Below are 13,930 nucleotides of genomic sequence, written 5' to 3' on the forward strand. Positions count from 1 at the left end.
GAGCGCCGATGCCAGGGAAGGAGCCCCGCGTGATTCGAACGACCTTTCTGTTAGGAGCCGCGCTCGGGCTCTCCGCCTGCGCCACCACCGGCGGCAAGGCGCAGACCGCATCTTCCGATCCGGCGCCCGCCGCCGGTCCTGGCAAGGGGAAGGGCTATAGCCACGATCCATATCCGTCCACCTATCACGCCTATCCCGGCGCCCCGACTCTGGTCACGCATGTCACCATTTTCGACGGCGAGGGCGGCCGGATCGATGACGGCGCGGTATTGTTTCGCGACGGCAAGATCGTCGCGCTCGGGCAGAACCTTGCCGCGGAAGCCGGCGTCACCGTGATCGACGGCACCGGCAAATATCTCACCCCCGGCGTGATCGACATCCACAGCCATCTCGGCGACTATCCTTCACCCGGCGTGCAGGCCAATTCGGACGGCAACGAAGCCACCGGCCCGGTCACCGCCGAAGTCTGGGCCGAGCATAGCGTCTGGCCCCAGGATCCCGGCTTTGGCCGTGCGCTTGCTAATGGCGGTGTCACCACGCTCCAGATCCTGCCCGGCTCGGCGAACCTGTTCGGCGGGCGCTCCGTGGTGGTGAAGAACGTCTACGCCCGCACCATGCAGGGGATGAAGTTCCCCGGCGCGCCCTATGGCCTCAAGATGGCCTGCGGCGAGAATCCCAAGCGCGTCTATGGCAGCAAGGGCCGCATGCCCTCCACCCGGATGGGCAATATCGCCGTCGATCGCCAGACCTGGGCGCGGGCGCAGGAATATAAGCGCCGCTGGGACAAATATGAGGAGAAGGGCGGCGAGCCTCCGTCGCGCGACCTCGCCATGGACACGCTGCGCGGCGTGCTCGACGGCGAGATTCGCGTTCAGAATCATTGCTACCGCGCCGACGAAATGGCCATCGTCATGGATATGGCCAAGGAGTTCGGCTACAAGGTCACGGCCTTCCACCACGCGGTCGAGGCCTACAAGATCGCCGATCTGCTCAAGGCCAACAACACCTGTGCCGCGGTCTGGGCCGATTGGTACGGCTTCAAGATGGAAGCCTATGACGCGGTCCCCGAAAACCTCGCCATCCTCGAAAAGGAGGGCGCCTGCGCGATGATCCATTCGGACGACGAGAACGGCATCCAGCGTCTCAACCAGGAAGTGGCCAAGGCCCGCGCCTCGGGGATCAAGGCCGGCTTCACCGTCTCCGAGGAAGCCGCATGGAAGTGGCTGGCGATCAACCCGGCCAAGGCGCTCGGCATCGACGACAAGACCGGCAGCCTCAAGGCGGGCAAGATGGCGGACGTGGTGCTGTGGAACGGCAATCCGTTCAGCGTCTACACCCGCCCGCAAATGGTCTGGGTCGACGGCGCCTTGCTCTACGACGCCAACGATCCGAAACGCAGGCCCGTATCCGATTTCGAGCTCGGCCAACCCGGCGAAGGAGACACGAAGTGATCCGGCATCTCCTCCTCGCCAGCGCAGCGCTCGCGTTCGCGGCACCCGCGGCCGCGCAGACCGTGGCGATCACCAACGCCAAGCTCGTCATTGGTGATGGCTCGCAGCCCGTGGACGGCGGCACCGTCGTCATCCGCGACGGACGGGTGATCGCGGCTGGACCCGGCGTCGCGGTGCCTGCGGGCATGCGCGTGGTCGATGCCGGCGGCAAATGGGTCTCGCCCGGCATCTTCGCCGGTTTCACCCGCATGGGCATCGTCGAAGTCGATGCGGTCAACACCACCAACGATGCGTCGGCGGGCAGTTCACCCTTCCACGCCGCGCTCGACGTAGCCCCCGCGGTCAATCCGCGCAGTTCGCCGATCGCGATCAACCGCGCCGAGGGCGTCACCCGCGCCGTCGTCGCGCCGGAGACCAGCACCGGCTCGATCTTCGCGGGGCAGGGGGCGATCATCGATCTCGGCACCGGCGGCAACGGCGTCTCGCGCCCGCGCGCCTTCCAGTATATGGAATATGGCGAGGATGGCGGCCAGGCTGCGGGCGGCAGCCGCCCGGCGGCGATCGCGACGTTCCGCAACGCCCTGTTCGAGGTCGCCGCCTATCAGCGTGCGCCCGCCAGCTTCCTCGATCGCGGCAAGGACGCGCTGCTCACCCGCGCCGATGCCGAGGCGCTGGTGCCGGTCCTGCGCGGTACCGTCCCGCTCCTCGTCCATGTCGAGCGCGCGTCGGACATCCTCGTCGTGCTCGGGCTCAAGCGCGAATTCCCGACGCTCAGGCTGGTGCTGGTCGGCGCGGCCGAAGGCTGGATGGTCGCGAGCGATATCGCCGCCGCCGGCGTGCCGGTGATGGCCAACGCGCTCAGCGACTTGCCCGCATCCTTCGAGAAGCTCGCCGCCACCCAGTCGAACATCGGCCGGATGAAGGCGGCCGGCGTGCTCGTCGGCATCGGCACGCTGGGGCAGGATGAGGCGCGTCAGGCGCGCTGGGTCAAGCAATATGCCGGCAATCTCGTCGCGCTCGGCCGTATCCCCGGCGCGGCCGGCCTGGATTGGGGCGCGGCCTTCGCGACGATCAGCTCGAAGCCCGCCGAGGTGATGGGGATGGGGGCCGATTATGGCTCGCTCCGTGCCGGCCGCCGCGGCGATGTGGTGATCTGGGATGGCGATCCGCTTGAGATCGGCAGCAGCGCGCTCAACGTCTTCATCGATGGCGTGGAGCAGCCGCTCGCCAGCCGCCAGTCGCGCCTCAAGGAGCGCTATTGGGAGCCGAAGGAAGGCGCGTTGCCCAAGGCGTATCAGCACTAAGGAACCAATCGTTCCGCAACCGCATTGAGCCGGTAGAGGAGAGACGCATGCGTGCATTGATGATCGCCCCCGCATTGGCGCTGCTGCTTGCCGGCTGCGGCGGCCGTGCCCCCGAAGCCGAACGGAATGTCACCACCGTCAACAGCGATGAACCGGCCAATGCTGGCGAGGTCGAGGCCAATGCGGTCGGCAACCAGCTCGAGTCCGAAAATGCGCTCGCCACGGTGCTCGGCATGAACGATCGCCAGCGCAACGTCGTCTTCGTCCGCGCGCTGATGGACGCCGGCATCGATTGCGACGGCGTCGCCAGTTCGGATCGCCTCGACGATGTCGATGGCAAGCCGATGTGGCGTGCCAATTGCCGTCCCCCCGGCGGCAGCCACATGATCACCATCACGCCAGACGGCACCGCCCAGATCGTCAGCCGGTCCGATCGCTGACCACTTTCGTTCGGCGCTTATCCCGATCGAACATGTGCGGTTCCCCGGCGAAGGCCGAAGCCCAGTTGGTGGACGGATATTGACGGGCGCAGCGCTTCGTTACGGCGACCTCTCCACCTGGGCCCCGGCCTTCGCCGGGGAATCACAGGGAGACACATGCTCGAATGGGATAAGTACGGAACAGGTCCGGGATGACAGATGGGTTTTCGCCGAAACAATCAACGCGTAAGCCCGGCACATGCAGCCCGGCCCGCCCGATCGCGAACCGCTCGCCACGCGCTTCACCGCCGCGCTTCGCGGCCCCGCGCAAGCTTGGGAAGCCGCCGCCGCGATCGCGGTGCTTATCGCCCTCGCGCCGCTCCTCACCATCGCCGGTGCCAAGCTTCTCATCCGCCACGAACGCAGCGCGATCGTCCGCCTGAACGATGATCTCGCCCCGCGCCTCGCCGTCGAGCAGGCCGCCCAAACCGCCCGCACCGAAATCGCCGCGGTGGTAAACCGCCCGCCGATGGGCGCCACTCTCGAAACGCTGGCCCGCGCGCTTCCCGCCGACACCATGCTGGCCCGCGCCGAGCGCACCGCGCAGGGCGGGCTCGATCTCGAAGTCACGACCGTCGATCCCGACAAGCTCCGCGCCGCGATCCGCCGCGCACCCGAACTCGCCGGCCTGCGCGACAGCGGCCAGCGCCAGGGCGACGGGCTGATGCTCGTCTCGCTGCATCAGGACGCGCAGTGAAGCCGCCGCCGCTCGCCATCGGGACCGGTGCCGGGTTGCTCGTCGCCCTTCTGCTCGCGCCCGCCACCGGCGACGTGCTCGGCAAGCTCGCCACCGTCCGCGCCGAGCATGCCCGCCTCGCCGCGCTCGCCGCCAGCCCCGCCGCCACCCAGCCGGTGCTGGCCCCCGGCCTCGAAATCCACGCGCCAGACATCGCCGCCGCGCGCGGCGCGATGATGAACCGCGTCCAGACGCTCGCCAAAGCCGGCGGCGTCCTCGTCGAGGAGACCAGCGCCGCCACCGCCGCGCCCGGCCTCGCCGCGCTGCGCATCCGTGTCTCGGGCGCGGAAAAGGCCGTGGTCGCGCTCGCCGATGCGCTCGAACGCGCCGGGCCGCTGACGCGCCTGCGCCGCTGGCGTCTCGACCCCGTTCCCGGTGGCGGCGTGCGTCTCACCGCCGATATGGTCGCGGCATGGCGATGACCGCGCGCTCGGCCAGCATCGCGCTTGCGCTAGCCGGTGCGGCGGCGGTCGCGACTCCGCTCGCGCTGCTGCTGCCGGGCAGGGCCGTGAAGCCGCCCGCACCGGCGCCCGCTCCGCTTCCGATCGCGGCCGCCGCCCCAGCGCCGCTGGCCGCTGTCTATGCGCGTAACCTGTTCGGTGCCGTCGCCCAGACCGGTAACGACGCTCCCGCCGACGCGCCCGCGCTGATCGGCATCGTCGGCCGCCTCGGCGAAGATGCGGTCGCTCTGGTCAGGACCGCCGACGGTACCACCCGCGCGCTCAAGATCGGCGACAGCGTCGATGGCTGGAACCTCGCCAGCCTCGCCATCGACGCGGCTTTCTTCACCCGTGGCAGCGAGCGGGTAAGGGTGCCGCTGCCTGCGGGTTAGGGTCCGATCACGAAAAATTCGGCAGAGCGCCCGAAAAGCACCAAATCGCTGCGGCGATGTGCAAAGCGCCGACCAGCGCGATCACACCATATTTCTTTCGCGCTACGCTCCAGCCAGATAATGCGCCGTAAAGCGGGAACTGCAACAGCGCCGTACAGATCGCGAAGGCGCCGATCGAACCTTCAAGGGGCGTCAGCAGCATGGGCCCGGGAAATAGCATCCGCGCGGCGGCGTAATTGCCATGTCCCGCGCCGCCGGAAACAATCGCGGCGATAAGGGCCGGCAACGCGGTTAGCGCACCAAAGGCACCTCCGGCGAGTGCCCCTCGACGGTTATGCGTAAGCGTCTCAATAAATCCCGTCGATCTCGACCGTCAGCCGCGGTGTCGGCGGGGCCAGCAACAGGCTCTTGCGCTTGTTGTTGGCGATCTCGTCCGCGCGCAGCCGGGCATATCTGTCCTTCGCCGCCGCCGCCGCGTCCTTGCCGTCGCGGAGGATCGTCGGCTTGAGGAAGATGAACAGCGTCCGCTTCTGCCGGCTCTCGCGGCGGCTCTTGAACAATTCGCCGACGATCGGGATGTCGCCAAGGATCGGCACCTGGCGGCGCACGTCCATATAGTCGTCGCTGATCAGCCCGCCGAGCACGATCGTCTCGCCATTGTCGGCCAGCACCGTGGTGTTGATCGCGCGGCGGTTGGTGATCAGGTCGGCGGCCCCGCTCACATTGGCGGTGGCGATCGACGACGCCTCCTGATTGACCTGCAGCCGGATCGTGTCGCCGGCATTGACGCGCGGCAGGATGCGCAGCGTGATGCCGACATCCTTGCGCTCGATGGTAGTGTAGGGCGTCGCGGTGCCGGTGTTGGTCAGGATCGATCCGGTGACGAACGGCACGTTCTGTCCGACGACGATCTCGCCGACGACATTGTCGAGCGTGGTGATCTGCGGCGTCGAAAGCAGGTTGGCCTTGCTCGATACGCCCAGCGCCTGGACCAGGATCGAGAAATCGTCGCCGATCGCGACATTGCCGGTAAAGCCTTCGCCAAGGATCGCCGCCGCCGGCACGCCCAGCGCGCCGAGGATCGTGCCGAGCGAGGGCACGCCGGTCTGGGTAGTGAACGATGTGCCCGCGCCCTCGACCTGGTTCAGCACCGCGCCGCTGGTGCCGAGCTGCACCGCCAGCGCCTCGGCATCGTCGCCGGTGATCTCGGCGATCGCCGCCTCGATCAGCACCTGCGGGCGGCGCACGTCGAGATCGGTGATGAGCTGCTCGATCGACTGGATCGCCTGCGGCTTGCCGCGCACCACCACGGCGTTGAGCTCGGGAGCGGCCTGCACGGTCAGCTCCGGCGTCGTGAAGCCCTGCGGCATCTCGCTGCTGCCAGACATCGTCGCCATCGCCGGATTGGCGTTGCCGGCCGTGGTGCCGGTCGCGCCGCTGGTCAGCCCGGATAGCGCCTGCGAAGCGCTGGTGCGGCCAGGCGAACCGGCGGTGCCGGTCGAGGACAGGCTGCGCGCGATCGGATTATCGGCGCTTTCGCCCTGACCCAGAATGCCGCGCAATATGTTGGTCACCGATTCGGCATCGGCGTAGTTCAATCGGAACATCCGCGTGATCGGCGTCGCCCCGCCCGGCGCATCGAGCGACAGCGCCATCTTGCGCGCCTCGTTCACCGCGGCGGGTGTACCGCGCACGATGATCGTGTTGCTCCGTGCGTCCGCCGCCACCTTGGCGCCGCCATCGCCAAGCACGCCGCGCAGCGATTCCGCCACCGCCGCCGCGTCGCCATTCCTGAGCGCGATCGTCGCGAAGGTCGCACCGCTGCCGCCGTCGAGCTGGCGGGCGATGCCCTCGACCCGCCTGACATTGTCGGCATAGTCGGTGATCACCACCGCGTTGGGGCTGCTGAGCGGCTCGACGCTGCCGAAGGTCGCGACCAGCGGCCGCACCACCCGCGCGACATCGGCGGCGGGCACGTTCTGCAGCCGCACCATCCGCGTCACCAGCGCCTGTCCGCCCACGCCGCGCCCGGGGACGCCGCCGTCGCGCACGGCATTGGCCGCCGGCACGATCCGCCACGCCCGGCCCGAGCGCACCGATGCGAAGCCATTGGCGCGCAGCACCGACTGGAACAGCTCCCACACGCCGGCGGGCGACAGCGGCGTCGCGGAAGTGACCGTCACCACCCCCTTCACCGCCGGATCGAGGATCAGCGTCCGTCCGGTGATCCGCGAGATCTGGTCGGCGACGTCCGAAATCTCGACGCCGCGCATATTGACGACGACATCGGCGGGTGCGGCGTCCTGCGCGGTCTGGGCCATCGCCATGCTGTCGAGCAGGGTTAAGGCGAGCGCGAGAGCGGCGAGGGCGGTGCGAATCTTCACGAAGGGCCTTTTAGCGCAGCGGAACGGTAAGCGTGAGCGGCTTGCCGTTGCGGAGGATCTGGATCTGGGCGGAGCCGCTCGCCTGCGCCGCGGCGAAGGCACCCTGGGCGGCGCTCGGATCGCTGAGCGCGGTGCCGTTGACCGACTGGATGACGTCGCCCGATTGCATCCCTGGCGGGCCATTGGCGCCGACGCGGTAGCCGCCGCTGACCGGCGTCGCGTCGAGGCGCTGGAGCACATCGACCGGGTTCGGCGCGGCCGCGACCGGCGGCGCGATGCCTTGCGCGGGGGCGACACCCGGCACCAGCGGCGGTTGCGCCGGTCCCTTGGCGGCGGCAGCGGAGCGCTGCTCGGGCGAGAGCGTCGGATCGGGGAAGGCGAGGAACTCGCTGCGCCCGCCGTTCGACAGGATCACCCGGTCGCGCAGGATCGCGGTGACGGTCCCTCCGCCGGCCTTCTCTCCGACGCGGAAGGCGGTCGCGGGCGCGCCGCTCACCGAGATATACGCGACCGACAATTCCGCCGGCCGGGCCGCGAATACGCCTTTCAGTTCCAGCGGCAGCGCCGTCGCCATCCCGGCATCGCTCGCCACGGCCTTGCCGAAGGGGGCTAGCGCCAGGGCAGGGGCGATGTCGGGCGTGACAGCGGGCCCGCTGGCGCCGGAGGGCACGGTCACCGCGCCGGTTCCGGCATGCCCGGCGATTCGCCAGGTCAGTCCGGCCAGCGCCACCGCGACCGAGACCACGACCAGTCCGGTCACCAGGTCGAGCCCGGTGCGTGCCTGCCGCGGCGTAAGTGTGAAGCCCCCGATCATCGTTTCCGTCCGTCCACGAAGCCGTCGAGCGATGCAAGCGCCGCGTTATCCCGCAACGCGGTGACCGCGATGCGAACGCGAGTGATTTCGGGGTCGCTGGTGTTCTGGCGGTCCACCGCGATGCGCCATGGCTCGCCCAGCATCTCCTGCCTGTCCGCGCCCGGAATGCCCGCCTCGAGCTCCGCCAGCCGGTTCTCCGCCACCCACATCGCCGCCGCCCGCCGCTCCAGCCCGCGCGTCGAATCGATATGCGATTCCACCGCGCGCATCAGCCCGACGGTGGCGATCGCCAACACCGCCAGCGCGACCAGCGCCTCGATCAGCGAGAAGCCGCTATCGCCTCGCCCGGCGATGGTGCTCCTGCGAAAGCACGAGCCCGGGGCTGCCAGCGTGTCGCCAGTAACCCTGGGCTCCCGCTTTCGCAGGAGAACGAGACGAAAAATCCTCATGCCGCCGGTGCTGGTGCCGGTGCCGGTGCCGGTGCCGGTGCCGGCAGCGCATGCGCGGTCAGCCCGTCAAAGGTCACCACCCAGCGCTGGTTGCCGCTCTCCACCGTCGCCGCCATCGGCTGGCTGGCGCCATCGATGCCGAGCACCACCGGCGGCCGCACGCTCAGCGTCACGACGATCCCGGAGGGCAGCTGATGAAAACCCAGCGCATCGTCGGTGCGCGGGACCAGCTTCCCGTCCGCGGCGAAGGTCGCGAAGCCATAGCCATGTTCTTCGGTGGTGAAGGCGATCAGCCGGTCGCCGAGCATCGCGTCGTCGGATGCGGCCTGCAGCCGCGTCGCCAGCCGCCGCGCTTCGGTCTCGACGCTCGGGGCACGGGTGACACTGCCGATGCCGAGCGTCACCGCGCCCGCGGCGATGCCGATAATGACGAGGACGATCAGCACCTCGATCAGCGTGAAACCACCTTCGGCCGAAGCGCCAAAGATGTCCTCGCGCCGACAGGGTCTCCGCGACCGAGGGGTGCCCCCGCGCATCGTTCAGCCCTTGCCGTCGATGTCCGCGTCGATTCCTTCGCCGCCGATCTTGGCATCCTTGCCCAGCGAGCGGATCGTGAAGCTGTTGCCGTCGGACACATATTCATACGGCTTGCCCCAGCCGTCGGTGGCCGGTGCGGAGAGGTAGCCGCCCGGCGCGAAGGTGGCCGGAAGCGGCGGCGTCGTCGTCTTCTCGACCAAAGCCTTCAGCCCCTGTTCGGTGGTCGGGTAGCTGCCATTGTCGAGGCGATACAGCTTGAGCGCGCCGGCGATCGTCGAGATGTTGGTCCTGGTCGCGGTGGCCTTGGCCTCGTCGGGCCGGCCCATCACGTTGACCGCGACCAGCCCCGCCAGGATCGCGACGATGATCAGCACGATCATCACTTCCAGAAGGGTGAAGCCCGCTTCCCCGTTCGGAACATTGCGGCGGCGGCGCGCCACGCGGTCATTGATTTGTTTCAAAACTATGCGCATCCCCGCCTCATGCGTCCTGCCCATGAAACCTCTGTGACTGCCGGATCGAGCGCGATGGGTGCGCCGGACCTCGAAGCGCCGCGCGCCGCGGGTGTATGGACGCTGGCGGGCGACCGCCTGATCATAGTCGACGCCAGCGGCCCTGCAACCATTCTCGTCCCGACCGAGCAGGTGCGGTTGTTCGAAGTCGATCTGCCTTTGCCGAGCCGGGCGAAGCGCATGGCCGCGCTGCCGTTCGCGATCGAGGACCGGATCGCCGAGCCGGTGGAGAGCGTCCATATCGCACTGGGTGCGGAGGTCGGGCCGAAGCGCTACATGGTCGGGGTGGCCGGCCACGATGCGATGGCGCGGTGGGTCGCGATCGCCGATTCGGCGGGTCTCGGCCATGCCGCCATCGTTCCCGACGCGCTGACGCTGCCGGCGGTCGTCGAGGAATGGTGGGTCGATATCCGCGGCGACCGGGCGCTGGTGCGGGGCGACGATGGCGCCTTCGCCTGTCCCGTCGCCATGCTGCCCGCCGCCTGGCAGGCGGCCGGCAAGCCGGACTTCGTCCATTCGGGGGATACGCCGCCCGTCGGCATGGCCAGCGCCGCGAAAGGAGATCTGGCCCCGGAAGGAGTCGCCGAGCGGCTCGCCAGGCCGGTCCTCGATCTCCGCCAGGGCCTCTATGCGCGCCGTTACGCGGCTTATTCGAGCATCTGGCGCCGTCTCGGCTGGATCGTCGCCTTGGGCGCCGCCGCGCATATCGTCATCGCCACGGCCGATACGCTGATGCTGCGCTCGATCGCCAACCGCCGCGCCGCCGATACCCGCGCGCTGGTCGCGACCGCCGCGCCGGGAATCACCATTGGCGAGGATCTGGTCGGCGATGTCACCAACCTGCTGCCCACCGCCACCAGCGGCCGCCCCGACAGCTTCATCCCGCTGGTAACGCGCGTGTCGGGCGCCCTGGCGCCGCTGGCGGGCTCGCTCACCATGCGCGCGATGACCTTCCAGGCGAATACGCTGACCATGGATGTCGAAAGCGGCGATCCCGGTCTCGCCGCGCGGATCGACGCCGCGCTCAAGGCCGCCCGCGTCACCGCCACCGTCACCGCCGCCAGCGACGGCAGTGTCCGCGTCACGGCGAGCGGCGCATGAAAGTGATCCTCGCCCGCATGCCCGCGCTGGACGCGGCCCTGATCCGCTTCGATACGTGGTGGAGCGGTCTGTCGCGCCGCGAACGCATCCTCGTCGGTTCGCTCGGCACCCTGCTCGCGGTGCTGGTCCTGACCTACGGCGTGATCAAACCCCTCCAGTCCGCCCGCGCCGATGCCCTCGCCGATATCCGAACCTATGAGACGCTCAACGCCCGTACCCTTGCCGCCGGCACGTTGAGCCGCGCCCCCACGCCGCGCCGCCAGGGCGCGCCGCTCGAGATCGCCAGCACCTCCGCCGCCGCGCTCGGACTCGCCGCCACCCCCGAAGCGACCTCGGGCGGCGTCCGCGTCACCGTGGCCGACGCCAATTACGATAATCTGATGGCCTGGCTCGCCGATCTCGTCGCGACCAGCGATCTGCGCGCCACCCGCGTCGCGATCCAGCGCGGCAAGGCGCCGGGCCGCGTCTCGGCGGTGGTGGATCTGGCGCCATGAACGAGACGCTGGCTCTCATCCCCGATACGCCTCCGGTTTTGCCATATAGCTTCGCGCGCCGAAACGGCGTGCTGCTCCGCGTCGGCGCCCATGGTCTCGAATGCGTCCACCGCGAAGCCGCCGCGCTCGATGCCTTGCTCGAAGTCCAGCGGATCGCTCCCGCGGCGGCGTTCGTCGCCGTCGCCGATCCCGCCTTCGATGCGGCGCTCGGCGCGGCCTACGGCGGCGCCGGCACGGCGGCCGACATCGACATCGGCGACATCGATCTCGCCGCGTTGGCAGACAGCGCCGCCGCGGTCGATGACTTGCTCGACACGCGCGACGACGCCCCCGTCATCCGCCTGATCAACGCGCTTTTGCTGGAGGCGGTGAAAGAGGGCGCGTCCGACGTTCATATCGAGACGCAGGAAAAGCGCCTCGTCGTGCGCTTCCGCATCGATGGCGTGCTGCGTGACCGCATCGAGCCGCCGCGCGCTTTGGCGCCGTTGCTGGTCAGCCGCATCAAGGTGATGGCCAAGCTCGACATCGCCGAGCGCCGCGTGCCACAGGATGGCCGCGTCACGCTGCGCATCGGCGGCCATGACGTCGATGCCCGCGTCTCGACGATTCCGACCCAGCATGGCGAGCGGGTGGTGATGCGCCTGCTCGAAAAAGGCTCGCTCCGCCTCGATCTCGAAGCGCTCGGCATGAGCGCCCGCGACCGCGACGTGTTCAACAAATTGCTCGAGCGCCCGCACGGGATGCTGCTGGTGACCGGCCCGACCGGATCGGGCAAGACGACCACGCTATATGCGGCGCTCAACACGCTGAATGACCGTAAACGCAATATCATGACGGTCGAAGATCCCATCGAATATGAACTTGCCGGGATCGGCCAGACCCAGGTCAATCCGCGTACCGACCTGACCTTCGCGCGTGGCCTGCGCGCGATCCTGCGCCAGGATCCGGACGTGATCATGGTCGGCGAGATCCGCGATCAGGAGACCGCGCAGGTCGCGGTCCGCTCGTCGATGACCGGCCATTTCGTGCTCTCGACCCTGCACACCAACAGCGCCGTCGGCTCGGTAACCCGGCTGATCGACATGGGCGTCGAGCGCTATCTGCTCGCGCCGATGGTGGTCGGCCTCGCCGCCCAGCGTCTCGTCCGCAAGCTGTGTCCCAATTGCCGCCGCGAGGATGCCGCGACCGATGCCGATGCGCTGCTGCTCGGCGGCGCGATCCGGGCCGGCGAAAAGGTCTGGCGCGCCGAGGGCTGCGGCGAATGCCACCAGGACGGCTATCGCGGCCGCGCCGGGCTCTATGAGGTTGTCGCGGTCGACGAGAAGTTCCAGAAACTGGTCCATGACGGCGCCAGCGAGGCCGAGCTTGAAAAGCGCGCGCGCAAGAGCAGCCCCAGCCTGCTCGATGACGGCATCGACAAGATCCGCGCTGGTCTCACCACGGTCGAGGAAGTCGCGCGCGTCGTGCGGGACGAGGCACTATGATCCTCCCCGGCACGGGGAGGGGGACCGCCGCGAAGCGGTGGTGGAGGGGGAGCGCCACGAAGCGCACCGCCTGCTGCACGCCCCCTCCACCAGTCTGCGGCTGGTCCCCCTCCCCGTGCCGGGGAGGATCATAATGCCAGCCTTTGCATACAGGGCAGCCGATCGCGCCGGTGTCGCCCGCAAGGGCGTGATCGAAGCCGCTACGCCGGCCGCCGCCCGCGCAATGCTGCGCGAGCAGGCGCTGCTGCCGCTGTCGGTGGAAGTCGCGGGCGAGCGCCGTAAGGGTCTATCGCTTCCCGATTTCCGCCGCGGCGCGCTCTCGCCCAAGGCACTCGCCACGATCACCCGCCAGATCGCCACGCTGGTCGGCTCGGATATCGCGATCGAGGAATCGCTTCGCCTCGTCGCCTCGCAGTCCGAGCAGCCAAAGGTCAGCGCATTGCTGCTCGAAGTGCGCGCGAGCATCCTTGATGGCCGCAGCTTCGCCGCCGCGCTGGCCGCCCGGCCCAAGGTGTTCCCGGAATTCTATCGCGCCTCGGTCGCCGCCGGCGAAGCGTCGGGCAGGCTGCCCGATGTCCTCAACCATCTCGCCGAATTCGTCGAGAACCGGCAGGCGAACGGCCAGAAGCTCCAGCTCGCTCTGCTCTATCCGGCGCTGCTCGCAATCGTTTCGTTCGGAATGATGGCGATGCTGATGGTCTATGTCGTCCCTGACATCGTCCGTGTCTTCATCTCGCGCGGCGCCGATCTGCCGCTGCTCACCCGGATGCTGATCGCGATCAGCTGGTTCGTCCAGAAATTCGGGCTCTATGCGTTGCTCCTGCTGGCTGTTCTCGCATTGTGGTTCGCGCGTTGGGCACGGGTGCCTGCCAACCGGTTGCGGATGGACCGTTTCTTCTCCGAACGCCGCCCGTTCCGCCGCTTCAGCCGCCAGCTCAGCGCCGCCCGCTTCGCCGGCAGCCTCGCCACGCTCGTCGGCAGCGCCGTGCCCCTGGTCGAGGCGCTGCATGCCGCCGCTGCGGTCACCCCCAATCGCTGGGTCCGCGAGAAGGCGCTCGGGGTCGCCGCCCGCGTCCGCGAAGGCATCAGCCTGCGCGCGGCGATGCAGGAGGCGGGGGTGTTCCCGACGATGCTCGTTGCCATCGTCGCCTCGGGCGAATCGTCGGGCAAGCTCGCCCCGGCGCTCAGCCGCGCCTCGACCGAGCTCGAGCGCGAGCTCGATGCCCTGGTTTCCGCCTTGGTCGCGCTCGCCGAGCCGCTGGTGCTGCTGGTGATGGGCGGGCTGGTGCTGATGATGGTGCTGGCGATCCTGCTGCCGATCATCAACCTCAACAATCTGGTGACGCTCTAAAG

Annotated in this window: 16 protein-coding genes; 10 read left to right on the forward strand and 6 right to left on the reverse strand. The window is 69.0% G+C overall.

The genetic code is table 11. The features are described from left to right. The first annotated feature begins 32 nt into the window (after positions 1-32). The 6 genes from KF730_RS05815 (at position 33) to KF730_RS05840 (ending at position 4,802) form a co-directional block, all read left to right on the forward strand. A complete protein-coding gene (locus tag KF730_RS05815) occupies positions 33-1,451 on the forward strand; it encodes an amidohydrolase (protein WP_294095766.1) in 1,419 nt (472 codons plus the stop codon). Continuing rightward, positions 1,451-2,755 (forward strand): amidohydrolase family protein, encoded by a 1,305-nt coding sequence (locus tag KF730_RS05820; protein WP_294095769.1) that lies wholly within the window; start codon positions 1,451-1,453, stop codon positions 2,753-2,755. The genes KF730_RS05815 and KF730_RS05820 overlap by 1 nt, the downstream gene beginning before the upstream one ends. Before the next feature lie 47 nt (positions 2,756-2,802). Next, entirely contained in the window at positions 2,803-3,195 is a 393-nt protein-coding gene (locus KF730_RS05825; protein WP_294092868.1) for a hypothetical protein, read from the forward strand. A 238-nt stretch (positions 3,196-3,433) separates the two neighbouring features. Beyond that, the gene (locus KF730_RS05830) at positions 3,434-3,931 is read left to right on the forward strand and encodes a hypothetical protein (RefSeq protein WP_294092870.1); all 498 of its coding nucleotides are present in this window, start codon (positions 3,434-3,436) and stop codon (positions 3,929-3,931) included. After that, positions 3,928-4,392, forward strand: coding sequence for a hypothetical protein (locus KF730_RS05835; protein WP_294092874.1), 465 nt, complete (start codon positions 3,928-3,930; stop codon positions 4,390-4,392). The genes KF730_RS05830 and KF730_RS05835 overlap by 4 nt, the downstream gene beginning before the upstream one ends. Next, positions 4,383-4,802: a hypothetical protein gene (locus KF730_RS05840; RefSeq protein WP_294092876.1), complete on the forward strand. Its 420-nt coding sequence runs from the start codon at positions 4,383-4,385 to the stop codon at positions 4,800-4,802. The genes KF730_RS05835 and KF730_RS05840 overlap by 10 nt, the downstream gene beginning before the upstream one ends. A gap of 7 nt (positions 4,803-4,809) precedes the next feature. Here the strand turns inward: KF730_RS05840 and KF730_RS05845 are convergent, their stop codons facing one another. The 6 genes from KF730_RS05845 to gspG form a co-directional block, all read right to left on the reverse strand. Next, positions 4,810-5,004 (reverse strand): hypothetical protein, encoded by a 195-nt coding sequence (locus tag KF730_RS05845; RefSeq protein ID WP_294092878.1) that lies wholly within the window; start codon positions 5,002-5,004, stop codon positions 4,810-4,812. A gap of 145 nt (positions 5,005-5,149) precedes the next feature. Next, positions 5,150-7,186 carry a type II secretion system secretin GspD gene (gene gspD, locus KF730_RS05850; protein ID WP_294092879.1) on the reverse strand — a complete coding sequence of 679 codons (2,037 nt, stop codon included), beginning with the start codon at positions 7,184-7,186 and terminating at the stop codon, positions 5,150-5,152. A 10-nt stretch (positions 7,187-7,196) separates the two neighbouring features. Further along, positions 7,197-8,000 carry a type II secretion system protein N gene (locus tag KF730_RS05855; RefSeq protein ID WP_294092881.1) on the reverse strand — a complete coding sequence of 268 codons (804 nt, stop codon included), beginning with the start codon at positions 7,998-8,000 and terminating at the stop codon, positions 7,197-7,199. Beyond that, positions 7,997-8,449, reverse strand: coding sequence for a type II secretion system minor pseudopilin GspI (gene gspI, locus KF730_RS05860; RefSeq protein WP_294092883.1), 453 nt, complete (start codon positions 8,447-8,449; stop codon positions 7,997-7,999). The genes KF730_RS05855 and gspI overlap by 4 nt, the downstream gene beginning before the upstream one ends. After that, entirely contained in the window at positions 8,446-8,985 is a 540-nt protein-coding gene (locus KF730_RS05865) for a GspH/FimT family pseudopilin (protein WP_294092885.1), read from the reverse strand. The genes gspI and KF730_RS05865 overlap by 4 nt, the downstream gene beginning before the upstream one ends. A gap of 3 nt (positions 8,986-8,988) precedes the next feature. Beyond that, positions 8,989-9,447, reverse strand: a complete 459-nt coding sequence (gene gspG, locus KF730_RS05870) for a type II secretion system major pseudopilin GspG (protein WP_294092887.1) — start codon at positions 9,445-9,447, stop codon at positions 8,989-8,991. 21 nt (positions 9,448-9,468) lie between these two features. On the opposite strand from gspG, the gene gspL reads away from it, so the two are divergent. From gspL to KF730_RS05890, 4 genes are all read left to right on the forward strand, one after another. Beyond that, on the forward strand, positions 9,469-10,599 hold the full coding sequence (gspL, locus tag KF730_RS05875; RefSeq protein WP_294092889.1) for a type II secretion system protein GspL: 1,131 nt from the start codon (positions 9,469-9,471) through the stop codon (positions 10,597-10,599). After that, positions 10,596-11,093: a type II secretion system protein M gene (locus KF730_RS05880; protein WP_294092890.1), complete on the forward strand. Its 498-nt coding sequence runs from the start codon at positions 10,596-10,598 to the stop codon at positions 11,091-11,093. The genes gspL and KF730_RS05880 overlap by 4 nt, the downstream gene beginning before the upstream one ends. Further along, entirely contained in the window at positions 11,090-12,577 is a 1,488-nt protein-coding gene (gene gspE, locus KF730_RS05885) for a type II secretion system ATPase GspE (RefSeq protein WP_294092892.1), read from the forward strand. Before KF730_RS05880 ends, gspE begins: the two co-directional genes overlap by 4 nt. Positions 12,578-12,710: 133 nt before the next feature. Then, positions 12,711-13,928 carry a type II secretion system F family protein gene (locus tag KF730_RS05890; protein WP_294092894.1) on the forward strand — a complete coding sequence of 406 codons (1,218 nt, stop codon included), beginning with the start codon at positions 12,711-12,713 and terminating at the stop codon, positions 13,926-13,928. Positions 13,929-13,930 lie beyond the last annotated feature (2 nt).

Origin of the sequence: Sphingomonas sp., from assembly GCF_019635515.1 — a bacterium.
Classification (GTDB): domain Bacteria; phylum Pseudomonadota; class Alphaproteobacteria; order Sphingomonadales; family Sphingomonadaceae; genus Sphingomonas.

Excerpts from the sequence above, each read along its gene's own strand:
- KF730_RS05825 (WP_294092868.1), top strand. The coding sequence starts at position 2,803 with ATGCGTGCATTGATGATCGCCCCCGCATTGGCGCTGCTGCTTGCCGGC.
- KF730_RS05830 (WP_294092870.1), top strand. The coding sequence starts at position 3,434 with ATGCAGCCCGGCCCGCCCGATCGCGAACCGCTCGCCACGCGCTTCACC.
- KF730_RS05840 (WP_294092876.1), top strand. The coding sequence starts at position 4,383 with ATGGCGATGACCGCGCGCTCGGCCAGCATCGCGCTTGCGCTAGCCGGT.
- KF730_RS05845 (WP_294092878.1), bottom strand. The coding sequence starts at position 5,004 with ATGCTGCTGACGCCCCTTGAAGGTTCGATCGGCGCCTTCGCGATCTGT.
- KF730_RS05855 (WP_294092881.1), bottom strand. The coding sequence starts at position 8,000 with ATGATCGGGGGCTTCACACTTACGCCGCGGCAGGCACGCACCGGGCTC.
- gspI (WP_294092883.1), bottom strand. The coding sequence starts at position 8,449 with ATGAGGATTTTTCGTCTCGTTCTCCTGCGAAAGCGGGAGCCCAGGGTT.
- KF730_RS05865 (WP_294092885.1), bottom strand. The coding sequence starts at position 8,985 with ATGCGCGGGGGCACCCCTCGGTCGCGGAGACCCTGTCGGCGCGAGGAC.
- gspL (WP_294092889.1), top strand. The coding sequence starts at position 9,469 with ATGCGTCCTGCCCATGAAACCTCTGTGACTGCCGGATCGAGCGCGATG.
- KF730_RS05880 (WP_294092890.1), top strand. The coding sequence starts at position 10,596 with ATGAAAGTGATCCTCGCCCGCATGCCCGCGCTGGACGCGGCCCTGATC.
- gspE (WP_294092892.1), top strand. The coding sequence starts at position 11,090 with ATGAACGAGACGCTGGCTCTCATCCCCGATACGCCTCCGGTTTTGCCA.
- KF730_RS05890 (WP_294092894.1), top strand. The coding sequence starts at position 12,711 with ATGCCAGCCTTTGCATACAGGGCAGCCGATCGCGCCGGTGTCGCCCGC.